The organism is Paenibacillus sp. J23TS9, from assembly GCF_018403225.1.
In the GTDB taxonomy this organism is placed as follows: Bacteria; Bacillota; Bacilli; order Paenibacillales; family Paenibacillaceae; genus Paenibacillus_AQ.
The window spans coordinates 760,455-776,323 of record NZ_BOSG01000001.1; the positions used below are offsets into that span (position 1 = coordinate 760,455).

The following is a 15,869-nucleotide window of genomic DNA, read 5'->3' on the forward strand; positions in this document are numbered from 1 at the left end:
AAGCTCATGGACAGCGCTGGATGGAAGACATGGGCCGAGGGAGCTTCATCCGGTTTGGGAGCGGGCATGGCGATTATACCGTATGTCCTGCTCCAACATTACCGCAAGCTGAAGATTAGCGATCAGGAGATGCTCCTGCTGATTCATCTGATTTCTTTCAAACAGGTGGAACTGAAGGATTTCCCCTCATTGGAAGAACTCCAGGAAGTCATGGGGGCTTCGTCCCAAGCGATCGCGCAATGCCTGCAGAAATTGTTAAAAGCGGGCTTGATCAGTATCGATGAAGAGCTTGATGAGCTGCGTAATATTCAATATGAACGCTATAATCTGTCCGGTCTTTACGAGAAACTGGGGCGCTGCTTAGCTGCCGAAGAGAAGAACAGATCTTCCCAGCTTTCCCCTCCAAAGCCTCAGGAGTCTTTGGATCAGGAGGAAGGACATAATAATCTGTTCATCGTCATCGAGAAGGAATTTGGCCGGCCATTGTCTCCCATGGAATGCGAGACGATCTCCGGTTGGATGGATCAGGACCGGTACCCGGATGAGCTTATTCGTATGGCGCTGAAAGAAGCTGTATTCGCCGGAAAGGTACATTTCAGGTATATCGACCGGATACTGCTTGAATGGAGCCGGAACCGAGTGAAAACAGTGGATGACGCCAAAGCCTATACGCAAAAGTTCCGCAGTGGCGGACGAGCATAATTTTCATATGAGCGTGTCTTTCCGAGAGTATTCGGAAGACACGCTTTTTGTGGTAAAATACGAAGAGAATTTTATTAATTTATCTTTATCAGGAAATCTAATGAAGGAGGATCATAGATGAAGAACATACTTATTTTGGGCGGGACCCGCTTTTTCGGTAAAAGACTTGTCCAGCTTCTTTTGGATGAAGGGCATAAAGTGACGATCGCAACCCGGGGGAATACGGAGGACGGCTTTGGCGATGAAGTCGGACGCATCCAGCTTGATCGCGAAAATAAAGAATCACTGGCCAAAGCGGTTGAAGGTGGCAAGGAATGGGATACGATATATGATAATATCTGTTACTCCCCTCAGGCTGCCCAGGACGCTTGCGATGTTTTCCAGGGGAAAGTAAAGAGGTACATACTGACTTCCACGCTATCTGTGTACGAGCCTGCTTCCCGCACGCATGAGGAAAAGGATGTGAATCCTTATATTTACCCGGTGACCTTGGGCGGGAAAAATGACTTTTCCTATGGAGAAGGCAAACGTCTTGCCGAAGCGGTATTTTTCCAAAATGCCGATTTTCCGGCTGTGGCGGTCCGTTTTCCGATTGTGCTTGGAGAGGATGATTATACGGGCCGGCTGGAATTCCATATCGACCATGTGAAGCAGGAGGAGCCCATCGGGATTCCAAACCTTCAGGCAAAAATGTGTTTTATTTCGTCTGGCGAGGCTGCAGCCTTTCTCAGCTGGCTCAAAAACCAGCGAGTGGAAGGCCCGATCAATGCCCGTTCTCAGGGAGATGTGAAATTATCCGAACTGATGGGATGGATTGAGAAGGAAGCCGGTAAGAAGGCTTTGATTACGAAGCAAATCACGGATAGCAACAAATCTCCTTTTGGCGTGCCGGACTCCTGGGTCATGGATACGAACAAGGCGGAACGTTTAGGTTTTCAATTCCAGCCGCTTCGTTCCTGGCTGCCTGCGCTAATCCGCCAGTTGTCTATGCAAGAAAAGTAGTATTGGCGAATTTTAAAAAAAGGATATCATAGCAGCCCTTTCCCCATGGGGAATGTGGCTGTTTTCTTTTCATGAACTTTTTTTCGGAAAAGATGCAGGGTTAGCAAAATTCATGTCGTCTATTGATACGGGGAAGGGGGAGAGAAAGATTGACGAAGAACGATTGATCGATCAAATCAGGCGCGGCGACCAGGCTGCATTCCAGATGCTTGTAGAGCATTACGGGCAGCATGTTTTCCAAACCGCCTATTCTGTGCTAAAAGAACCGAAAGAAGCGGAAGACGCGGCACAGGAAGTTTTTTTGCAAGTCTATAAATCTCTCCCGGATTACCGTTCCCAAGGGTTCAAAACATGGATTACCCGCATCGCGGTACATAAAGCGATTGACGCCAAACGCAAGCTGAACAGGCGGCGGGAAGACCAAATGGCTGAAGGAGAGCTTATCGAGCATCTGCCATCAGCTGAAGAGGATGTGCTGGGGCAGCTGGTCCGCCAAGAGAAAAAGATGCTGCTAGAGAGAAAAATGGACAGTTTGCCTGCCCAGCACAAGGATATTTTAATTCAATTTTATATACAGGAAAAAAGCTATGACCAGATTGCCAGGGAGCAGGATATTGCGGTGAAAACTGTGGAGTCAAGATTGTACCGGGCAAGAAGCTGGATTCGCAACCACTGGAAGGAGGAAGAATGGAATGAGTGACAACAGGCAGTCAATACTGACAATCGAGGAATGGATAGCTTATATTCGTGGTGAAATCCCGCAGGGGCAGGCCGAATGGATGGAAACGCTCCTTCTTGAGGATGAAACTGCTTTTTCACTGTATATGCAGGCCATGGATATGGAAGCGGATGGTCTTCCTGTGATGGGAAATCCGGAGCAGTTTGTACAGAATGTCATGAATCAGCTTGAAATACCGGAAGTCAATAATATACCCATGGAGCAAAAAGACAACAGGCGTCGTTGGTATGAGCACCGATTGTTCCATTATGCGATAGCAGCCTGCTTAACCTTGATCTTCCTCTCGGCAGGGTGGTTCGATAAGCTTACGCCTGGGCCACAGCAGGTTAATGCCCATGCAAACAAAGCTTCCTACAGCGAGGAGCTCGTTCGAGTGACGACGGGGTGGCTTGACCGGATTAAGCCTTAAAAACTAATAAATAGATGAATATATCTGTTGAAAGGAAAGATGAATTTGGAACCGTACCGCAATAAAATGACAGCCTTTATCCTCAATTTCATCCCTGGGCTGGGGCACTATTATATGGGAAGAAAAGGCAGAGGATTTATATATCCACTCCTGTTCTTTGGAGGAATCCTTCTCGGGTTTATGCTGTTTGTGGCCAGTAATGGTGAAGGAGCCGTCTTTGCACTAACAGCAGTCTGCGCGTTCGTCCTGTGGATCATCTGCATGCTGGATCTTATCGTCTATCTGCTGCGGATCCCTACTGTACAGAATAATCAATATCACTCAGGCGGATATGGTCCGAATATGCATCCCCCTTATGGTAATCCGGGCAATCCGCCTGCTGGAATGGGCATCTATCCGGATCCGGAGGAGATGCAAGGGCAGCAAATGCATTCATTCCAGCCATATCCACCTCCAGCAAGCGCAGTAAGGAGTCCGGAGAGTGAGCGCTTTTATACTATTTTGCTCTCCTTTGTACCGGGACTTGGACATCTTCATATGGGGTTGATGCAGCGCGGGCTTTCTTTTCTCATTGCTTTTTTCGGACTCGGCACGATTATGTTTTTCCTGACGGGCTTGACCAGTCATACGATATTCCTGTTGTTCCTCGGTATACTCCCGATCATTTGGCTGTACTGTATGTTTGATGCCGTTCAGCTCATTCACCGCAGACAGGCGGGAGAAGTGCTTCAAGACCATAGTCTGTTCGACGATATGGAAGCAGGACGCGAGGAAGGCAAGCGCAGCAAAGTCATTGCTACACTGTTGTCCGCTTTTCCAGGCGCAGGGCATATGTATCTTGGACTACAAAAGAGAGGACTTCAGCTCATGGTCATTTTCTTGGGCAGTGTATATGTGCTGGATGTACTGCATTTATCGCTCTTTCTCTTTTTGATCCCGCTGATCTGGTTCTTCTCATTTTTTGATGGACTGCAGCAAACGAGCCGTTATGGACGTGAGCCGCTGGTGGACCGCCCGATCGTGGAGGGCATATCGAATCATCAACGCTGGTTGGGCATCGGGCTGCTACTGCTCGGATTGTATTATGTGGTGACCAGTTTTGTCATTCCCGTAATGAATAAGCTTTTACCTGATATGTATATCGATGATCGAATCAGTCAATATTTTAAGCCGGTGATCGTTTCGATACTCCTGATTGCTGGCGGAATCAAACTGATGATGGGTACAGAAGAGAAGCGTTCGAGCAGGGAGGAGAAGCGGCATGGAAAGTGATCGTCCGCAAACGCATATGGTGTTTGGTGAAACACTGGTGCCGCAGCCTTTTCCAGGTTCTTCTTTAGAATCAGATGCTGCGCTCACTTCCCAGAGGCACTGGCGGGTAGGCACATTCTCCATGGGACTTTCCATTTTCATGCTTGGCATCATTATTTTCTTGTCGCAATGGCAGGGAAGCGATGTGTTCGACACTGCAATGACGTGGTGGCCTATCATCTTTATTTTATTGGGCCTTGAGATTCTGCTGTACACTTTGTTTTTTCGTAAAAACGGGAAAATGTCTTATGATGTGCTGAGTGTGTTTTTTGTTGGCTTTCTGTCGCTCTGCTGCCTCGTATTTGCCGGCTTAAGCTCGCTAGGGGTCGTTGACGGTGTGCGAAAGTCACTGAACGAAGTGGAGCATACCATTACACTTCCGGAATGGACCGAGAATATACCGGCGGATGTCCATAATCTTGTTATTCAAGGGGATAACCCTTATCAAGTCAAAGTAGACCAGAGGAACGTGCAGGAAGTGCATATGTTCGCAAACTTTCGGACCACGGCAGCGAATGCAGGCTTTCTGGATACTGACAGTCTAACGCAGATGAAGCGGGTTGGAGATACACTTTACATTATGTTCTCGGATCCACCTAAAAGTAATAGCATGTTTGGAGGGAGCTGGTCGCCGCTCAATATGACCGTCGTAGCCCCTAAGAGCCTGAAGGTGGAAATCCGCCGGAATGATGGCACGGTGATAGAGCCAGCAGATATGTAAATTGTGGATGAAGGAGCAGAGACTGCTCCTTTTTTCCGTTTTGGCAGGATTTCATATGAACTCCAATGGTTTGTCACCTATTAAGGGGTCTGTTAAGATGGTACCAGACTATAATTTTTAGAACAGTGAGTGTGATCAAAGTGGCGAATATAGAAGACTTGTTGAAGCTGGATATCCGGATTGGCACAATTACGAATGCTGAGGCTTTTACAAAAGCACGTAAGCCAGCGATCAAGCTGGAAATCGATTTTGGCGAGCTGGGGATAAAACGGTCTTCAGCACAAATCACCCAGAGATATACGCCGGGTCAGCTTGTCGGCAGACAAGTGGCTGCGGTGGTGAACTTCCCGCCTCGCAGGATTGCGGGTTTTGATTCGGAAGTGCTTGTGCTGGGCGGAGTTCCAGAAGAGGGTGACGTGGTGCTCTTGAAGCCGGACGTGGTGGTGCCTAACGGAACACCTATTGCCTAAAGGAGAGCCCTACGCATTGGGAATGAAGGCCCGATGTGATATAGTAGTAGAATGAATTTATGTGAGAAACGGAGCGATTATCAGGATGGCTGAGAGAATACACAACAAGGCGAAAGGGAGCAAGGCGGGTAGCGGAGCGGACAAGCGAACTGCCAAACCGGCAGGTGCTCCTTCAGCCCGGACAAAAGCTGCCCATCCGAAGCAACAGCAGCAAGGTAAACCGCAAACATCCCAGAGAAATCTAAAGTCGACATATCGGCAGCAGAATCCTGCGAATAAACCGGCTGCTTCCGCGGAGAATGTCAAGTCCGGAGACCGGATCATTGTCACGATCAAGCGTATCGGCATCAATGGAGAAGGCGTCGGATATTACCGCCGCAAGGCTGTGTTTATCGATGGCGCACTGCCGAATGAGGTGGTCAAGGCTAAAGTAATCAAAGTAGAGCCGGGATACCTGAACGGAGAGATTATCGAAATCGAAAAGCGCTCGCCGCAGCGGCAGGAGCCGCCTTGTCCCGTATACGGGATTTGTGGGGGCTGTCAACTGCAGCATATGACCTATGAGGCGCAGCTGCAGGCCAAGGAAGAAATTGTGCGGGAATCCTTCCAGCGATATGCGAGGCTGCAGGATATTCCGCTTCGACCGATCTTCGGCATGGACAATCCATGGGGGTACCGGAATAAAGCACAGCTTCAGGCAGGGCGAGAAGGAGAAGACATCATCGCAGGTCTGTATGCCGCAGGCTCGCATCGCCTGATCGATATCAGCGGATGTCCGATTCAGCATCCGGTGGTCAACCATGTCATCGAGCGGGTTAAGGAAGTGATGGAGGAGCTGCAGATCCCTGTCTACAATGAACGGACGCGTGAGGGAGCGATCCGGACCATCGTGGCTCGTGTAGGCCAAGCCACCGGCAAAGTGCAGCTGACGTTCATTACATCAACGGACCGTCTTCCTGATTCGAAACGACTGGTTGAAAAAATACGCGAGCGGCTGCCGATGGTGATTACGGTCGCACAAAACATCCATAAGGGCAAATCTCCACTTGTTTTCGGTAACAAGACCGTGATTCTATGGGGTGAAGAGCAGCTGGAGGAATCTCTCGGTGACGTGCGTTTCGCTTTGTCTCCGCGGGCATTCTTCCAACTGAATCCGGATCAGACGGTAAAGTTGTATAATGCCGTGCAGGAGGCTGCCGGGCTCAGCGGCTCAGAGCTTGTGGTCGATGCGTACTGCGGTACGGGTACGATCGGACTTTGGCTTGCACCGTTCGCACAGGAAGTCCGCGGGATCGAGCTGATTCCCGAGGCGGTGCTGGATGCCCGCGACAACGCGAAATCTTCTGGCGTTGCTAACGCCCATTTCTATGAAGGGCGCGCCGAGCAGCTGCTGCCGGACTGGGTCAGCCGCGGTATCCGTCCCGACGTCGTGGTTGTCGATCCGCCGCGTACCGGGTGCGAACGTCCGCTTCTGGACGCCATCGTGAAATCCAAGCCTAAGCGGCTGGTGTATGTATCGTGCAACCCGGCAACTTTGGCAAAAGACTGCCAGGTGCTGCTGAACGGCGGCTATCATCTTGAGTGGGTACAGCCGGTGGATATGTTTCCGCAGACGAGTCATGTGGAGTGCTTATTATTGATGGTCCGAAAATGAGGTGTGGCCGTATTGCTCAAGCACGCTTATAAGTCAGTTCGTTAATGTTGTGGCTAAATTTATTCAAATGGAAACATTACAAGGTGGAGATGATCCTATTATCAGTATTTCGGACCTGCCTCAACAGTAATTGGTGACTCATCTTGAACGTGATTGTAAAAATAAAGAAAACTCCTATATAGGAGTTTTCTGATAAATGACTACTGTAAATTTAGAAACGCCCCCCGGCAGCGAAGCCTTTTGGAGAGATACGTTCAATTTCTTCGAAATCCTCTGGAGTAAGTTGAACCTGCAAAGCGCCAAGATTCTCCTTAACCCGGTCTATTCGCTTTGTACCGGGAATTGGAACAATGAAATCTCCCTGGGCGAGCAGCCACGCCAAAGAAAGTTGAGCAGAGGTGGACCCTTTTCTTGAAGCCATTTGTTCGATCAGCTCTGCTACTTCCACATTTTTAAAGAAGTTATTGCCTTGGAACCGTTCATAATGTCGCCTATAATCATCCTCTGCCAAATCATCGAACTTTTTAATTTGTCCTGTCAGGAATCCCCGTCCCAGCGGGCTATAAGGTACAAAACCAATTCCTAATTCTTTAAGAACCGGAAGTACTTCATCTTCCACTTCTCTACTCCACAAAGAATACTCCGTTTCCACTGCCGTAATGGGATGAATGGCGTGTGCACGACGGATGATATCAGCAGGTGCTTCGGAAAGACCGATATAACGGATTTTCCCATCTTTGACCAAGTCTGCCATCGTTCCAATGGTTTCTTCAATAGGGGTATTCGGATCGTAGCGGTGTTGATAGTAAAGGTCAATGTAATCCAATCCGAGATGGTATAAGCTAGCATCCACGGATTTTTTAATATACGCCCGATCACCTTTGGGTCCCTGGGTATGCGTTACACCAAATTTCGTGGCAATCACCGCTTTATCCCGTTTATACTTAAGCGCCCGCCCTACCAACTTCTCATTTTCTCCAAACCGCTGCTGCGCAAATTCACCATAAATATCCGCTGTGTCAAACATAGTGACGCCGATATCCAGCGCCTCATGAATCACGCGAACCGATTCCTCGTTATTCGGCATCATCATGGTTCCAAGACCTAATGCTGAAACCTCTAATCCCTCACGTCCAAGCTTCCTTTTTTGTATAGATTCCGACCTCATGCATTCTACCTCCTAGAAATAATATGGATGGAACTCATTTTTGGATTTCCTCCTGCCTAACCTTTTATTTGGATTTACCCGAAGCTGGTATTGAAGCGGCAGTCTTAGATGAAGCAGGACGCGTCATTCGCTCGGTCATGATGACAGTAAATTTTCGTGTGAGAAAGCGAACGCTTTGAGCCAGCCAATAATTGGAGGTTCCATCTATGATATAGCTTCGCCCTTTCTCGATCCCACGGAAGCCAGCTTTCACAACCGACTTGGGAGTGCCATTAATTCCTCCTGGCATTTCCGTTGTGCCAATCACATCGAAAAATTCCGTCTTGGTCGTTCCCGGGCATAATGCAAGAACGCGCACCCCAAGATGACGGTTTTCTGCAAAGACTGACTCAGTGAATGAAAGAACAAACGCTTTGGTAGCTGCATAAGTAGCCATATAGGGGATTGACTGAAAGGAGCCAAGGGAAGCTACATTTACAATAATTCCATTCTTCTGCTGCTGCATATAGGGCAAAAATTGATGGGTCATATCCACGAGCGAAGCTACATTCAGGCTAATCATTTCCTGTTCTCGCTCACTCGAAATCTCCTCGAAACGACCGTGTGTACCGAAACCTGCATTATTGATCAGAATGTTGACGTTCAGGCCAAGCTCGGCAATTTGTTCAGCCAACAGTCGCACCGCACCTGGTTTAGATAAATCAGCTGGTAGGGCATATGCCTTTATACCGTATTTAGATGATAATTCCTTTGCCAGGGTCTCTAGTTTGTCCTTCGACCGGGCCACCACAATCACATGGCTGCCTTTAGCAGCCAGTTCCGAAGCGTATGCCTTGCCGATACCTGTTGAAGCACCGGTAACCAGTGCCACCTTGCCTTTGTAATCGACCATTGTTAAAGCCTCCTGGATATAAAATTTGAGTTTCTGTGTTACTTAACCCATCGATTGGAATATTTATTCTACTTCACTATAGGTTTTCAATATTTAAAAGTCAATTAAATTAGAAAAAACATTCTATTTTCATGAGATAAATGCGTTAAATAGCTAATTTTAAGTACATAACAGCTAATTTAGTGGAATGTTTATTCCCTAAATTGACACACTTTTAAACAAGTTGTATGATTAGTCAGAATAAATATTCCTTAGTGAGGTGCGAAATGAGTAAACGTGAAGACATTTTGGTGGCAACCCTTGATTTAATTACGGAAGAGGGCTTGCAGTCCGTTACCTTTTCGAAAATCTTTAAGAGGGCAAATGTGGGTTCTAGCACCTTTTATAATTATTATAAGAGCAAAGAGGAACTAGTTAGTGAGCTCTTTATGAATGCTCGTACTCATATGGGAGAAGCAGTTATGGTTGGATATGATCCCAGCCTGACTGTCTATGAAAGAATAAAAGGCATTCTAAAAAGCACGGCAGATTATGCGCTTAACTATCCCAAGGAGCTTTCATTTATTGAGAACTATTGTCAGTCACCCTATATCTCCGAAGAATTGAGGAATAAGTTAGATCCCTCGCATATCGAAATTTTCTCAATCATTGAAGAGGGTCAAAAACAGGGTATTATCCGAGAAATGGATATCATATTATGTTGCCAACTCGTCACTGGAATGATCAACTCTGTCATAAATGGCTATTTGGCAGGAAAATATTCTCTTGATGAATATCAGATTCAGCAGACTCTTGAAGCTTGCTGGAAAGCAATTAAGGTTTAGTGAAAGTGCTTGTGACAATATTAGGCGGACAACAAGTATCTAGAAAGTGATCCTGAGCGTCCAAGCTTTTCTCATTTGTTGTGAATCAAACTTGCACATTTGTTAAGTGCCCAGTAACTCTAAAATCCGGTATGTTCATGGATACATTGATGTTGAATTGAAAATCAATAGTTTGGTCATGGAATGTTATTGTATAAGTGACTACGTAAGGAGTTTCGATATAGAAAAGTGTAAGCTGTAATGTGTTTTCATCTTGCCATGTAGCGTATGTAATTACTTTTTGAAGATGCATGGATAAATCTTTATTAAATACATCCTTAGTATCCATTGGTTCAGTAAAATTAAATGGTAGAATGTTGTCCCTATTATCCCCGTAAATAACTTGAAGTTCCAACAGCCCTTCCTTCAAATGGAAGGTTATCTTTTTAAGACCATGGGGGTTATCATTCATGACATAACTACTAGCATTTACGATTGGCATGTTGACGGGCACAGGCTTTATTGCAGGAACAGAATTAGGAATTATAGATAATAGTTTTTGCAATTCGATATTGTATTCAGGATTGTAGGAAACATTATTGTCTAACTGGTCGATGATATGTTCATAAATTAAATCTAAAAGTGTCTGTAATGGCTTCATATTCTTGAAGCTAGAAGTTGCGGCAATGACTAAATTTTCTTTTGGGGCTACGAAACATAATTGACCGAATCCATCATCGCCCCTATAACAGCCGCGTCGACATAAATGAATTTGATATCCATAACCTTGTGCTGAATCTATTCTTTCCGCTCCTGCACGATTATCACTTTGTTCCGTTGTAGCTAACTTTATGAATTGCTCAGAAACAATTCTTATCCCTTCGTAAACCCCTCTATTCAAGAGCATAAGACCAAATTTAGCTATGCCTTCGGTTGGGATGCTCAATCCCATTCCGCCTGCTGAAATGCCCAATGGGCAGGTTTCCCATGATAGTCTTGATATCCCTAATGGTTCGAATAATCTAGGCATTAAAAAGTCAATCATATTTTGTCCTGTTACCTGTTTAATAATTGCAGACAACATGTATGTGGAATGAGTGCTGTAACGATAGTGACTTCCCGGTTCATGTTCAACATCTAAAGATAAATATGTCTTTACCCAATCCTGTTCATTCGCCACTGTAGCATAGATATTATCATGGTGACCTGCGTTCATTGATAACAAATGATGTACGGTCATTTTAGCTAAATTTGGTGTAATAATTCTCGGTAGTTTTTCAGGGAAAAAAGATATGACTTTATCATCTAAATTTAGGAAGCCATTATCCCAAGCGATTCCTACAGCTATAGAAGTAAAGCTTTTACTCAGAGAATATAATAATTTTGGACTGTCCTTACGATAGGGGGGGCGAAAAAATTGAGCGATGGCTTTACCATCTTGTAGCAACATAAAGCTGTTTATTTCCAATTTTAATTGTTCAATTCGTGTGAAAAACTCTACTAAAGCCTTCGAAGATAATCTGTGATTTTCAGGAATATCCGTTTCAATTGCCAATCTCTGCTCCTCCTACCTATTCATTTACGATAACTAGTTCTATAATTCCCCTCCAATTACCTGCTTCTTCGCTAGTATCGGTGATTGGTAAGTAGAGCCGACCTTGTTACCCCCACGGGGTGCCTGATGATTTGCTTCCTTCTCTTGCCGTAGGGTTTACCCTCGTTCGCTCCGTAAAAAATTTAGGATCATTACGCTAACGAGCAGTTTAATGGAACTGGATTGGAATCATAATAAAAATACTGGACTATTCGTTCCTGAAATATTATACTGTTCCTACAGAGAGGAGGGAGTAACCATCGGACGTACAAAAGAGTTTGACAAGGAGCGCGTACTTCATCAGGCAATGTTAGTTTTTTGGGAAAAAGGTTACGAAGCGACAAGCGTACCGGATTTATTAAAAGCAATGGGATTAAGCAGATCAAGCTTGTACGAAACATTTGTGGACAAACAGACGCTTTATGTTGAGGCAATACACCATTACAAAAAAATAGGGCAAAAAAAAAGAAATCTCTTGGTAAATGCTCCGTCTGCGAAAGTTGGAATCCGCCAGTATTTTGATCAGCACATTACTTCCGCATTTGATGAGGATTCACCAAAAGGATGCTTGATAACAAATGCAACCATTGATATGGATTCACCAGATGAAGAACTACGTAAATTGATACGTGACCGATTTGAGGGATTGGAACAGTCTTTTTATGAACTTTTACGTAAAGGACAGCAGACAGGAGAAATCGACCCCAAAAAAGATATAAAAGTGCTATCACATTTATTACTTAACCTTAATCATAGTATAAATGTAATTTCCAAAGTGAAAAGTGACAAGAAAGTTCTTCATGACATGATTAATATTGTGATTGAGATGCTGTAACATATTTTTTTTTGATCTTACCGGAACGATCGTTCCGAAAAATACATCTTCCATAACTACTGTAAAGGGGCTTACTATGAGTTTAAGCGTAAACCAAAAAGTTGAGAAAGCTGTTTCGTCTTGGATCACCCTCCTTCTAGCCATTTCGTGCGGTGTAATCGCCGCTAATCTCTATTATGCGCAGCCCCTGGTGGGACCAATCAGTTCAACAATCGGGTTATCTACAGAAATTGTAGGGCTTGTCGTCACACTAACCCAGATTGGTTACGGTATCGGCTTATTATTTATCGTACCCTTGGGAGACATTCTTGAAAACCGACGGCTGGTAGTGACATTATTGCTCTTCACTGCAGTCGCTTTGGCGATTGCGGCAGTAGCGAATAATGCAGCGCTATTCCTCATAGCTTCACTGTTTATTGGGGTAGGGTCAGTCGCAGCTCAGGTGCTTGTACCTTATGCAGCTCATCTATCGCCCAATGCCTCGCGTGGACGTGCAGTTGGTAATGTCATGAGTGGTCTGTTACTCGGTATCATGCTTGCGCGTCCTGTATCGAGTTTGGTTGCAGATATCCTGAGCTGGCACGCTGTATTCTTCTTGTCTGCTGCAATGATCTTTGTTCTGGCACTTTTATTAGTAAAGGCGCTGCCTGCAAGGAAACCGTTGGTAAATGTAAAATACCCAACCCTTATGGGCTCCATGTGGCATTTACTCCGAACGACTCCGGTCCTGCGTCGTCGAGCGATCTATCACGCTTGTGTGTTCGGAACATTTAGCCTGTTCTGGACAACGGTTCCTTTGTTATTGAGCAGCTCCACTTTTCATTTTTCTCAAAAAGAGATTGCATTATTCGCACTGGTCGGAGTATCCGGAGCGGTTGCTGCGCCTGTGGCAGGACGTTTTGCAGATAGAGGCTGGATTCGACCTGCCACAGGATTAGCGCTAGCTATTGTTATCATTTCTATATTGCTTCCCCTGATGATTCAAGGCGGTTCGACAACTGCAGTTGCAACCCTAGTCGTTGCAGCGATCCTTTTAGACATGGGAGTTTCTGCTAATCTGGTTCTTGGACAGCGTGTTATCTTTTCATTAGGGGCAGAGTTTCGTAGCCGATTAAATGGATTATACATGGCCATTTTTTTTCTTGGCGGTGCTATAGGATCTGCCTTAGGTGGTTGGGCATATGCCATAGGTGGCTGGAGTGCAGCGTTATGGATTGGAATAGCTTTTCCAATCATCGCGATGATTTATTATACGACAGAGAAAAATTAACTATATCTATAAATTAAGTAACGGGTATCACAATAAAAACAGCGGCCGTCTAAGACTTTATTTTTCAAGTCCTAGTGCGCCGCTGTTTCATTTTAAGTGACCGACACTCAAGTCACGTGGAATGCGTAATATTGATGGTACTGAAAGAATAGATGAGATGTAACAGTATTGCACAAGGTTTGTTTTTGCTGGTAGGTTACTTGGCTCAGTTGCTCAGCGGTTTGATCCCGCAGGCTAGCCTAATACGAATAAGATCTATAGATGAAGATATACTCGCCTGTTATGAAACTGAAAAAGCCCCTAAAAGGGATAAGGGGCTTAAAAGCTATTACAATGCTCCTGCATCCCTTGCCGTATAGAAGGAAGGGAATATAGGACGATAGTTTAATTCGTTCCGTATGCGTGTTGTATCCACGATCATATCCCATGGATTGAATTCTTGCTGTAAGGCTCCCACTAATTCTTGGTGGGGAAAACCATGGAGTTGAACCAGCTCTGACACTGTTATGGGGGAGTCATCGGCAACGTTATAGATGCTGCCATCAATGTCCGGTGTGGTGGTGGCAAGTAGCAGCGCTTGGCCTACATCCGCATGGTGTACCATATGGAGTCGTTTGGCAGGGTTCCATTTGCTCATGATCGGCAGAAATTCCGAGATATGGGGATCACGCTCTCCATAGACAAAAGCAAACCTTACGATACGAAGCCCTAATCCCTGCTCATGATGCATCAGAAGCAAATCTTTTTCAGCTGCCGCTTTAGTTTGTGGATAAGGGAATGCAGGTCGTAGCCCATCTTCTTCACGGCTCGGTCTGCTATGAGTACCTGCACCATACACTAAATTTGTGCTAGCAAACACAAACCTTGGAACATTCGCCTTCAGGGCAGCCTCTGCTAAAACAATGCTGGCATCGATGTTTGACATTCTCGCAGTTGCTTCATCTACTCCACGAAATTGTGCCGCCAGATGTACCACGGTATCCATGCCTTGCAACGCAGTTGCGAGATTTTCTATGTGCAAGAGGTCACCTTCTATAACCTCGACCCCTTGCTGTCGAAAAGAATCCGCCTTCGAAACATCGCGAACCAAAATTTTAATGTTATGACCACGTTGCAGTAAACGAGGTACAAACCGGCTTCCGATTTTTCCTGTTGCTCCAGTTACGAATATATTCACTTTCGATGTCCTCCTCATATTGTCGATGCTATACTTGTAGTATTACAGATTGTGGAATCAACAACCTTCCTGTGTTTATCGTACGATTGGCAGTGTTAGGATAAAGGGGATTAAACTATGAAAAAGAGTTTTACAAACGAATCGCTGGGTGAATTTTTGCGAGCACGTCGAGAGCGCCTTACCCCGGAAGAAGTAGGGTTGCCGTCATATGGTCGACGCCGAACGCTTGGACTTCGACGTGAAGAGGTGGCCCAACTTGCCCATATAAGTACCTCGTGGTATACCTCATTAGAACAGGGCAGAGTAGTTAATCCGTCCGAGCAGGTACTGGATGGTTTGTCCGAAGGGTTACGATTGTCCATGGATGAACGACGTCATCTCCACATGCTGGCAAGCCAAACAGATTTGGAGAAAGATGAAATGGATCAAGAGGTGAGTACCGGTTTGGAGCGAACAGTGTTTGCTCCTGAACCTAATCCAGCTTTTATACTGGGGAGAAGTTGGGATTTATTGATGTGGAACAAAGCGGCGGAGGTTGTGTTTAGACTACCGGTTTTTTCTAAGGAAATGCAGCAGCGGCCCAATTGGCTAAGACGGTTTTTGACTGATCCATCGCTTCAAATGAACAACTTGGATTGGGAAGAAAAAGCGCGTGTCATGATTGCACGGTTTCGAGCAGATTACGTGTACTGCCAACATGACCCGAGGTTTAAGGAACTGATAGAGGAATTTATGCAGATAAGTGAACTGTTCCGTTCTTGCTGGCTGCGACATGACGTTCAAGTCATCACCGATTGCCACAAGCGATGGAGTGACTCCTTGATCGGGGAGATGGAGTTTGAGCACGTGACATTACAGCAACCAAACTACCCGACGCTAAAGATCATGATTTATATCGCTTCATCATCGACTGCAGAGCATCTCAAGAGTTTACTGTGATCTTAAGAAAAGTCGTTACCTGCTGGGCAATAGATAGAATGCTCCTTGCAGGCTTTGTGGCAGATCACTTATTACGACGAAAAATTAATCCCCTTGTAGATTTCAGGTTTATCCATGAGCTGCTTACTCGTTTACTTTACTGCAGATCTTGTAGAATCATTCAAAAAGCTGCCGTACAGCTCA

General features: G+C 45.5%; 16 protein-coding genes. 12 read left to right on the top strand and 4 right to left on the bottom strand.

Features of this window, described 5'->3' with window-relative positions; translation table 11 throughout:
- Positions 1-6 precede the first annotated feature (6 nt).
- The 8 genes from KJS65_RS03895 to rlmD all read left to right on the top strand — a co-directional run bounded on the left by KJS65_RS03895 (position 7) and on the right by rlmD (position 7,008).
- Positions 7-702 (top strand): DnaD domain-containing protein, encoded by a 696-nt coding sequence (locus KJS65_RS03895; RefSeq protein ID WP_213648650.1) that lies wholly within the window; start codon positions 7-9, stop codon positions 700-702.
- A 117-nt stretch (positions 703-819) separates the two neighbouring features.
- On the top strand, positions 820-1,704 hold the full coding sequence (locus KJS65_RS03900; RefSeq protein ID WP_213648651.1) for an NAD-dependent epimerase/dehydratase family protein: 885 nt from the start codon (positions 820-822) through the stop codon (positions 1,702-1,704).
- Positions 1,705-1,816: 112 nt separating this feature from the next.
- A complete protein-coding gene (locus KJS65_RS03905) occupies positions 1,817-2,404 on the top strand; it encodes an RNA polymerase sigma factor (protein ID WP_213648652.1) in 588 nt (195 codons plus the stop codon).
- On the top strand, positions 2,397-2,852 hold the full coding sequence (locus KJS65_RS03910; RefSeq protein ID WP_213648653.1) for a hypothetical protein: 456 nt from the start codon (positions 2,397-2,399) through the stop codon (positions 2,850-2,852). Before KJS65_RS03905 ends, KJS65_RS03910 begins: the two co-directional genes overlap by 8 nt.
- Before the next feature lie 114 nt (positions 2,853-2,966).
- Positions 2,967-4,124, top strand: a complete 1,158-nt coding sequence (locus KJS65_RS03915) for a hypothetical protein (RefSeq protein WP_244864366.1) — start codon at positions 2,967-2,969, stop codon at positions 4,122-4,124.
- Entirely contained in the window at positions 4,114-4,884 is a 771-nt protein-coding gene (locus tag KJS65_RS03920; RefSeq protein ID WP_213648655.1) for a hypothetical protein, read from the top strand. Before KJS65_RS03915 ends, KJS65_RS03920 begins: the two co-directional genes overlap by 11 nt.
- A gap of 140 nt (positions 4,885-5,024) precedes the next feature.
- Positions 5,025-5,354, top strand: coding sequence for a chaperone CsaA (gene csaA / locus KJS65_RS03925; RefSeq protein WP_213648656.1), 330 nt, complete (start codon positions 5,025-5,027; stop codon positions 5,352-5,354).
- A gap of 85 nt (positions 5,355-5,439) precedes the next feature.
- A complete protein-coding gene (gene rlmD, locus KJS65_RS03930; RefSeq protein ID WP_213648657.1) occupies positions 5,440-7,008 on the top strand; it encodes a 23S rRNA (uracil(1939)-C(5))-methyltransferase RlmD in 1,569 nt (522 codons plus the stop codon).
- A gap of 211 nt (positions 7,009-7,219) precedes the next feature.
- Here rlmD and KJS65_RS03935 read toward each other — a convergent pair whose 3' ends face one another.
- Both KJS65_RS03935 and KJS65_RS03940 read right to left on the bottom strand, forming a co-directional pair.
- Positions 7,220-8,161: an aldo/keto reductase gene (locus KJS65_RS03935; RefSeq protein WP_213650619.1), complete on the bottom strand. Its 942-nt coding sequence runs from the start codon at positions 8,159-8,161 to the stop codon at positions 7,220-7,222.
- A gap of 79 nt (positions 8,162-8,240) precedes the next feature.
- Positions 8,241-9,068, bottom strand: coding sequence for an SDR family NAD(P)-dependent oxidoreductase (locus tag KJS65_RS03940; protein WP_213648658.1), 828 nt, complete (start codon positions 9,066-9,068; stop codon positions 8,241-8,243).
- Positions 9,069-9,334: 266 nt separating this feature from the next.
- On the opposite strand from KJS65_RS03940, the gene KJS65_RS03945 reads away from it, so the two are divergent.
- The gene (locus KJS65_RS03945) at positions 9,335-9,892 is read left to right on the top strand and encodes a TetR/AcrR family transcriptional regulator (RefSeq protein WP_213648659.1); all 558 of its coding nucleotides are present in this window, start codon (positions 9,335-9,337) and stop codon (positions 9,890-9,892) included.
- A gap of 85 nt (positions 9,893-9,977) precedes the next feature.
- Here the strand turns inward: KJS65_RS03945 and KJS65_RS03950 are convergent, their stop codons facing one another.
- Positions 9,978-11,426, bottom strand: coding sequence for a serine hydrolase domain-containing protein (locus tag KJS65_RS03950; protein ID WP_213648660.1), 1,449 nt, complete (start codon positions 11,424-11,426; stop codon positions 9,978-9,980).
- Positions 11,427-11,637: 211 nt separating this feature from the next.
- Between KJS65_RS03950 and KJS65_RS03955 the strand changes: the two genes are divergently transcribed.
- Positions 11,638-12,300: a TetR/AcrR family transcriptional regulator gene (locus KJS65_RS03955; protein WP_213648661.1), complete on the top strand. Its 663-nt coding sequence runs from the start codon at positions 11,638-11,640 to the stop codon at positions 12,298-12,300.
- A 76-nt stretch (positions 12,301-12,376) separates the two neighbouring features.
- Positions 12,377-13,570 carry an MFS transporter gene (locus KJS65_RS03960; protein ID WP_213648662.1) on the top strand — a complete coding sequence of 398 codons (1,194 nt, stop codon included), beginning with the start codon at positions 12,377-12,379 and terminating at the stop codon, positions 13,568-13,570.
- 328 nt (positions 13,571-13,898) lie between these two features.
- On the opposite strand, the gene KJS65_RS03965 is transcribed toward KJS65_RS03960, so the two are convergent.
- A complete protein-coding gene (locus KJS65_RS03965) occupies positions 13,899-14,747 on the bottom strand; it encodes an NAD-dependent epimerase/dehydratase family protein (RefSeq protein ID WP_213648663.1) in 849 nt (282 codons plus the stop codon).
- 117 nt (positions 14,748-14,864) lie between these two features.
- Here KJS65_RS03965 and KJS65_RS03970 point away from each other — a divergent pair, with 117 nt between their 5' ends.
- A complete protein-coding gene (locus KJS65_RS03970) occupies positions 14,865-15,686 on the top strand; it encodes a helix-turn-helix transcriptional regulator (RefSeq protein WP_213648664.1) in 822 nt (273 codons plus the stop codon).
- Positions 15,687-15,869: the final 183 nt, after the last annotated feature.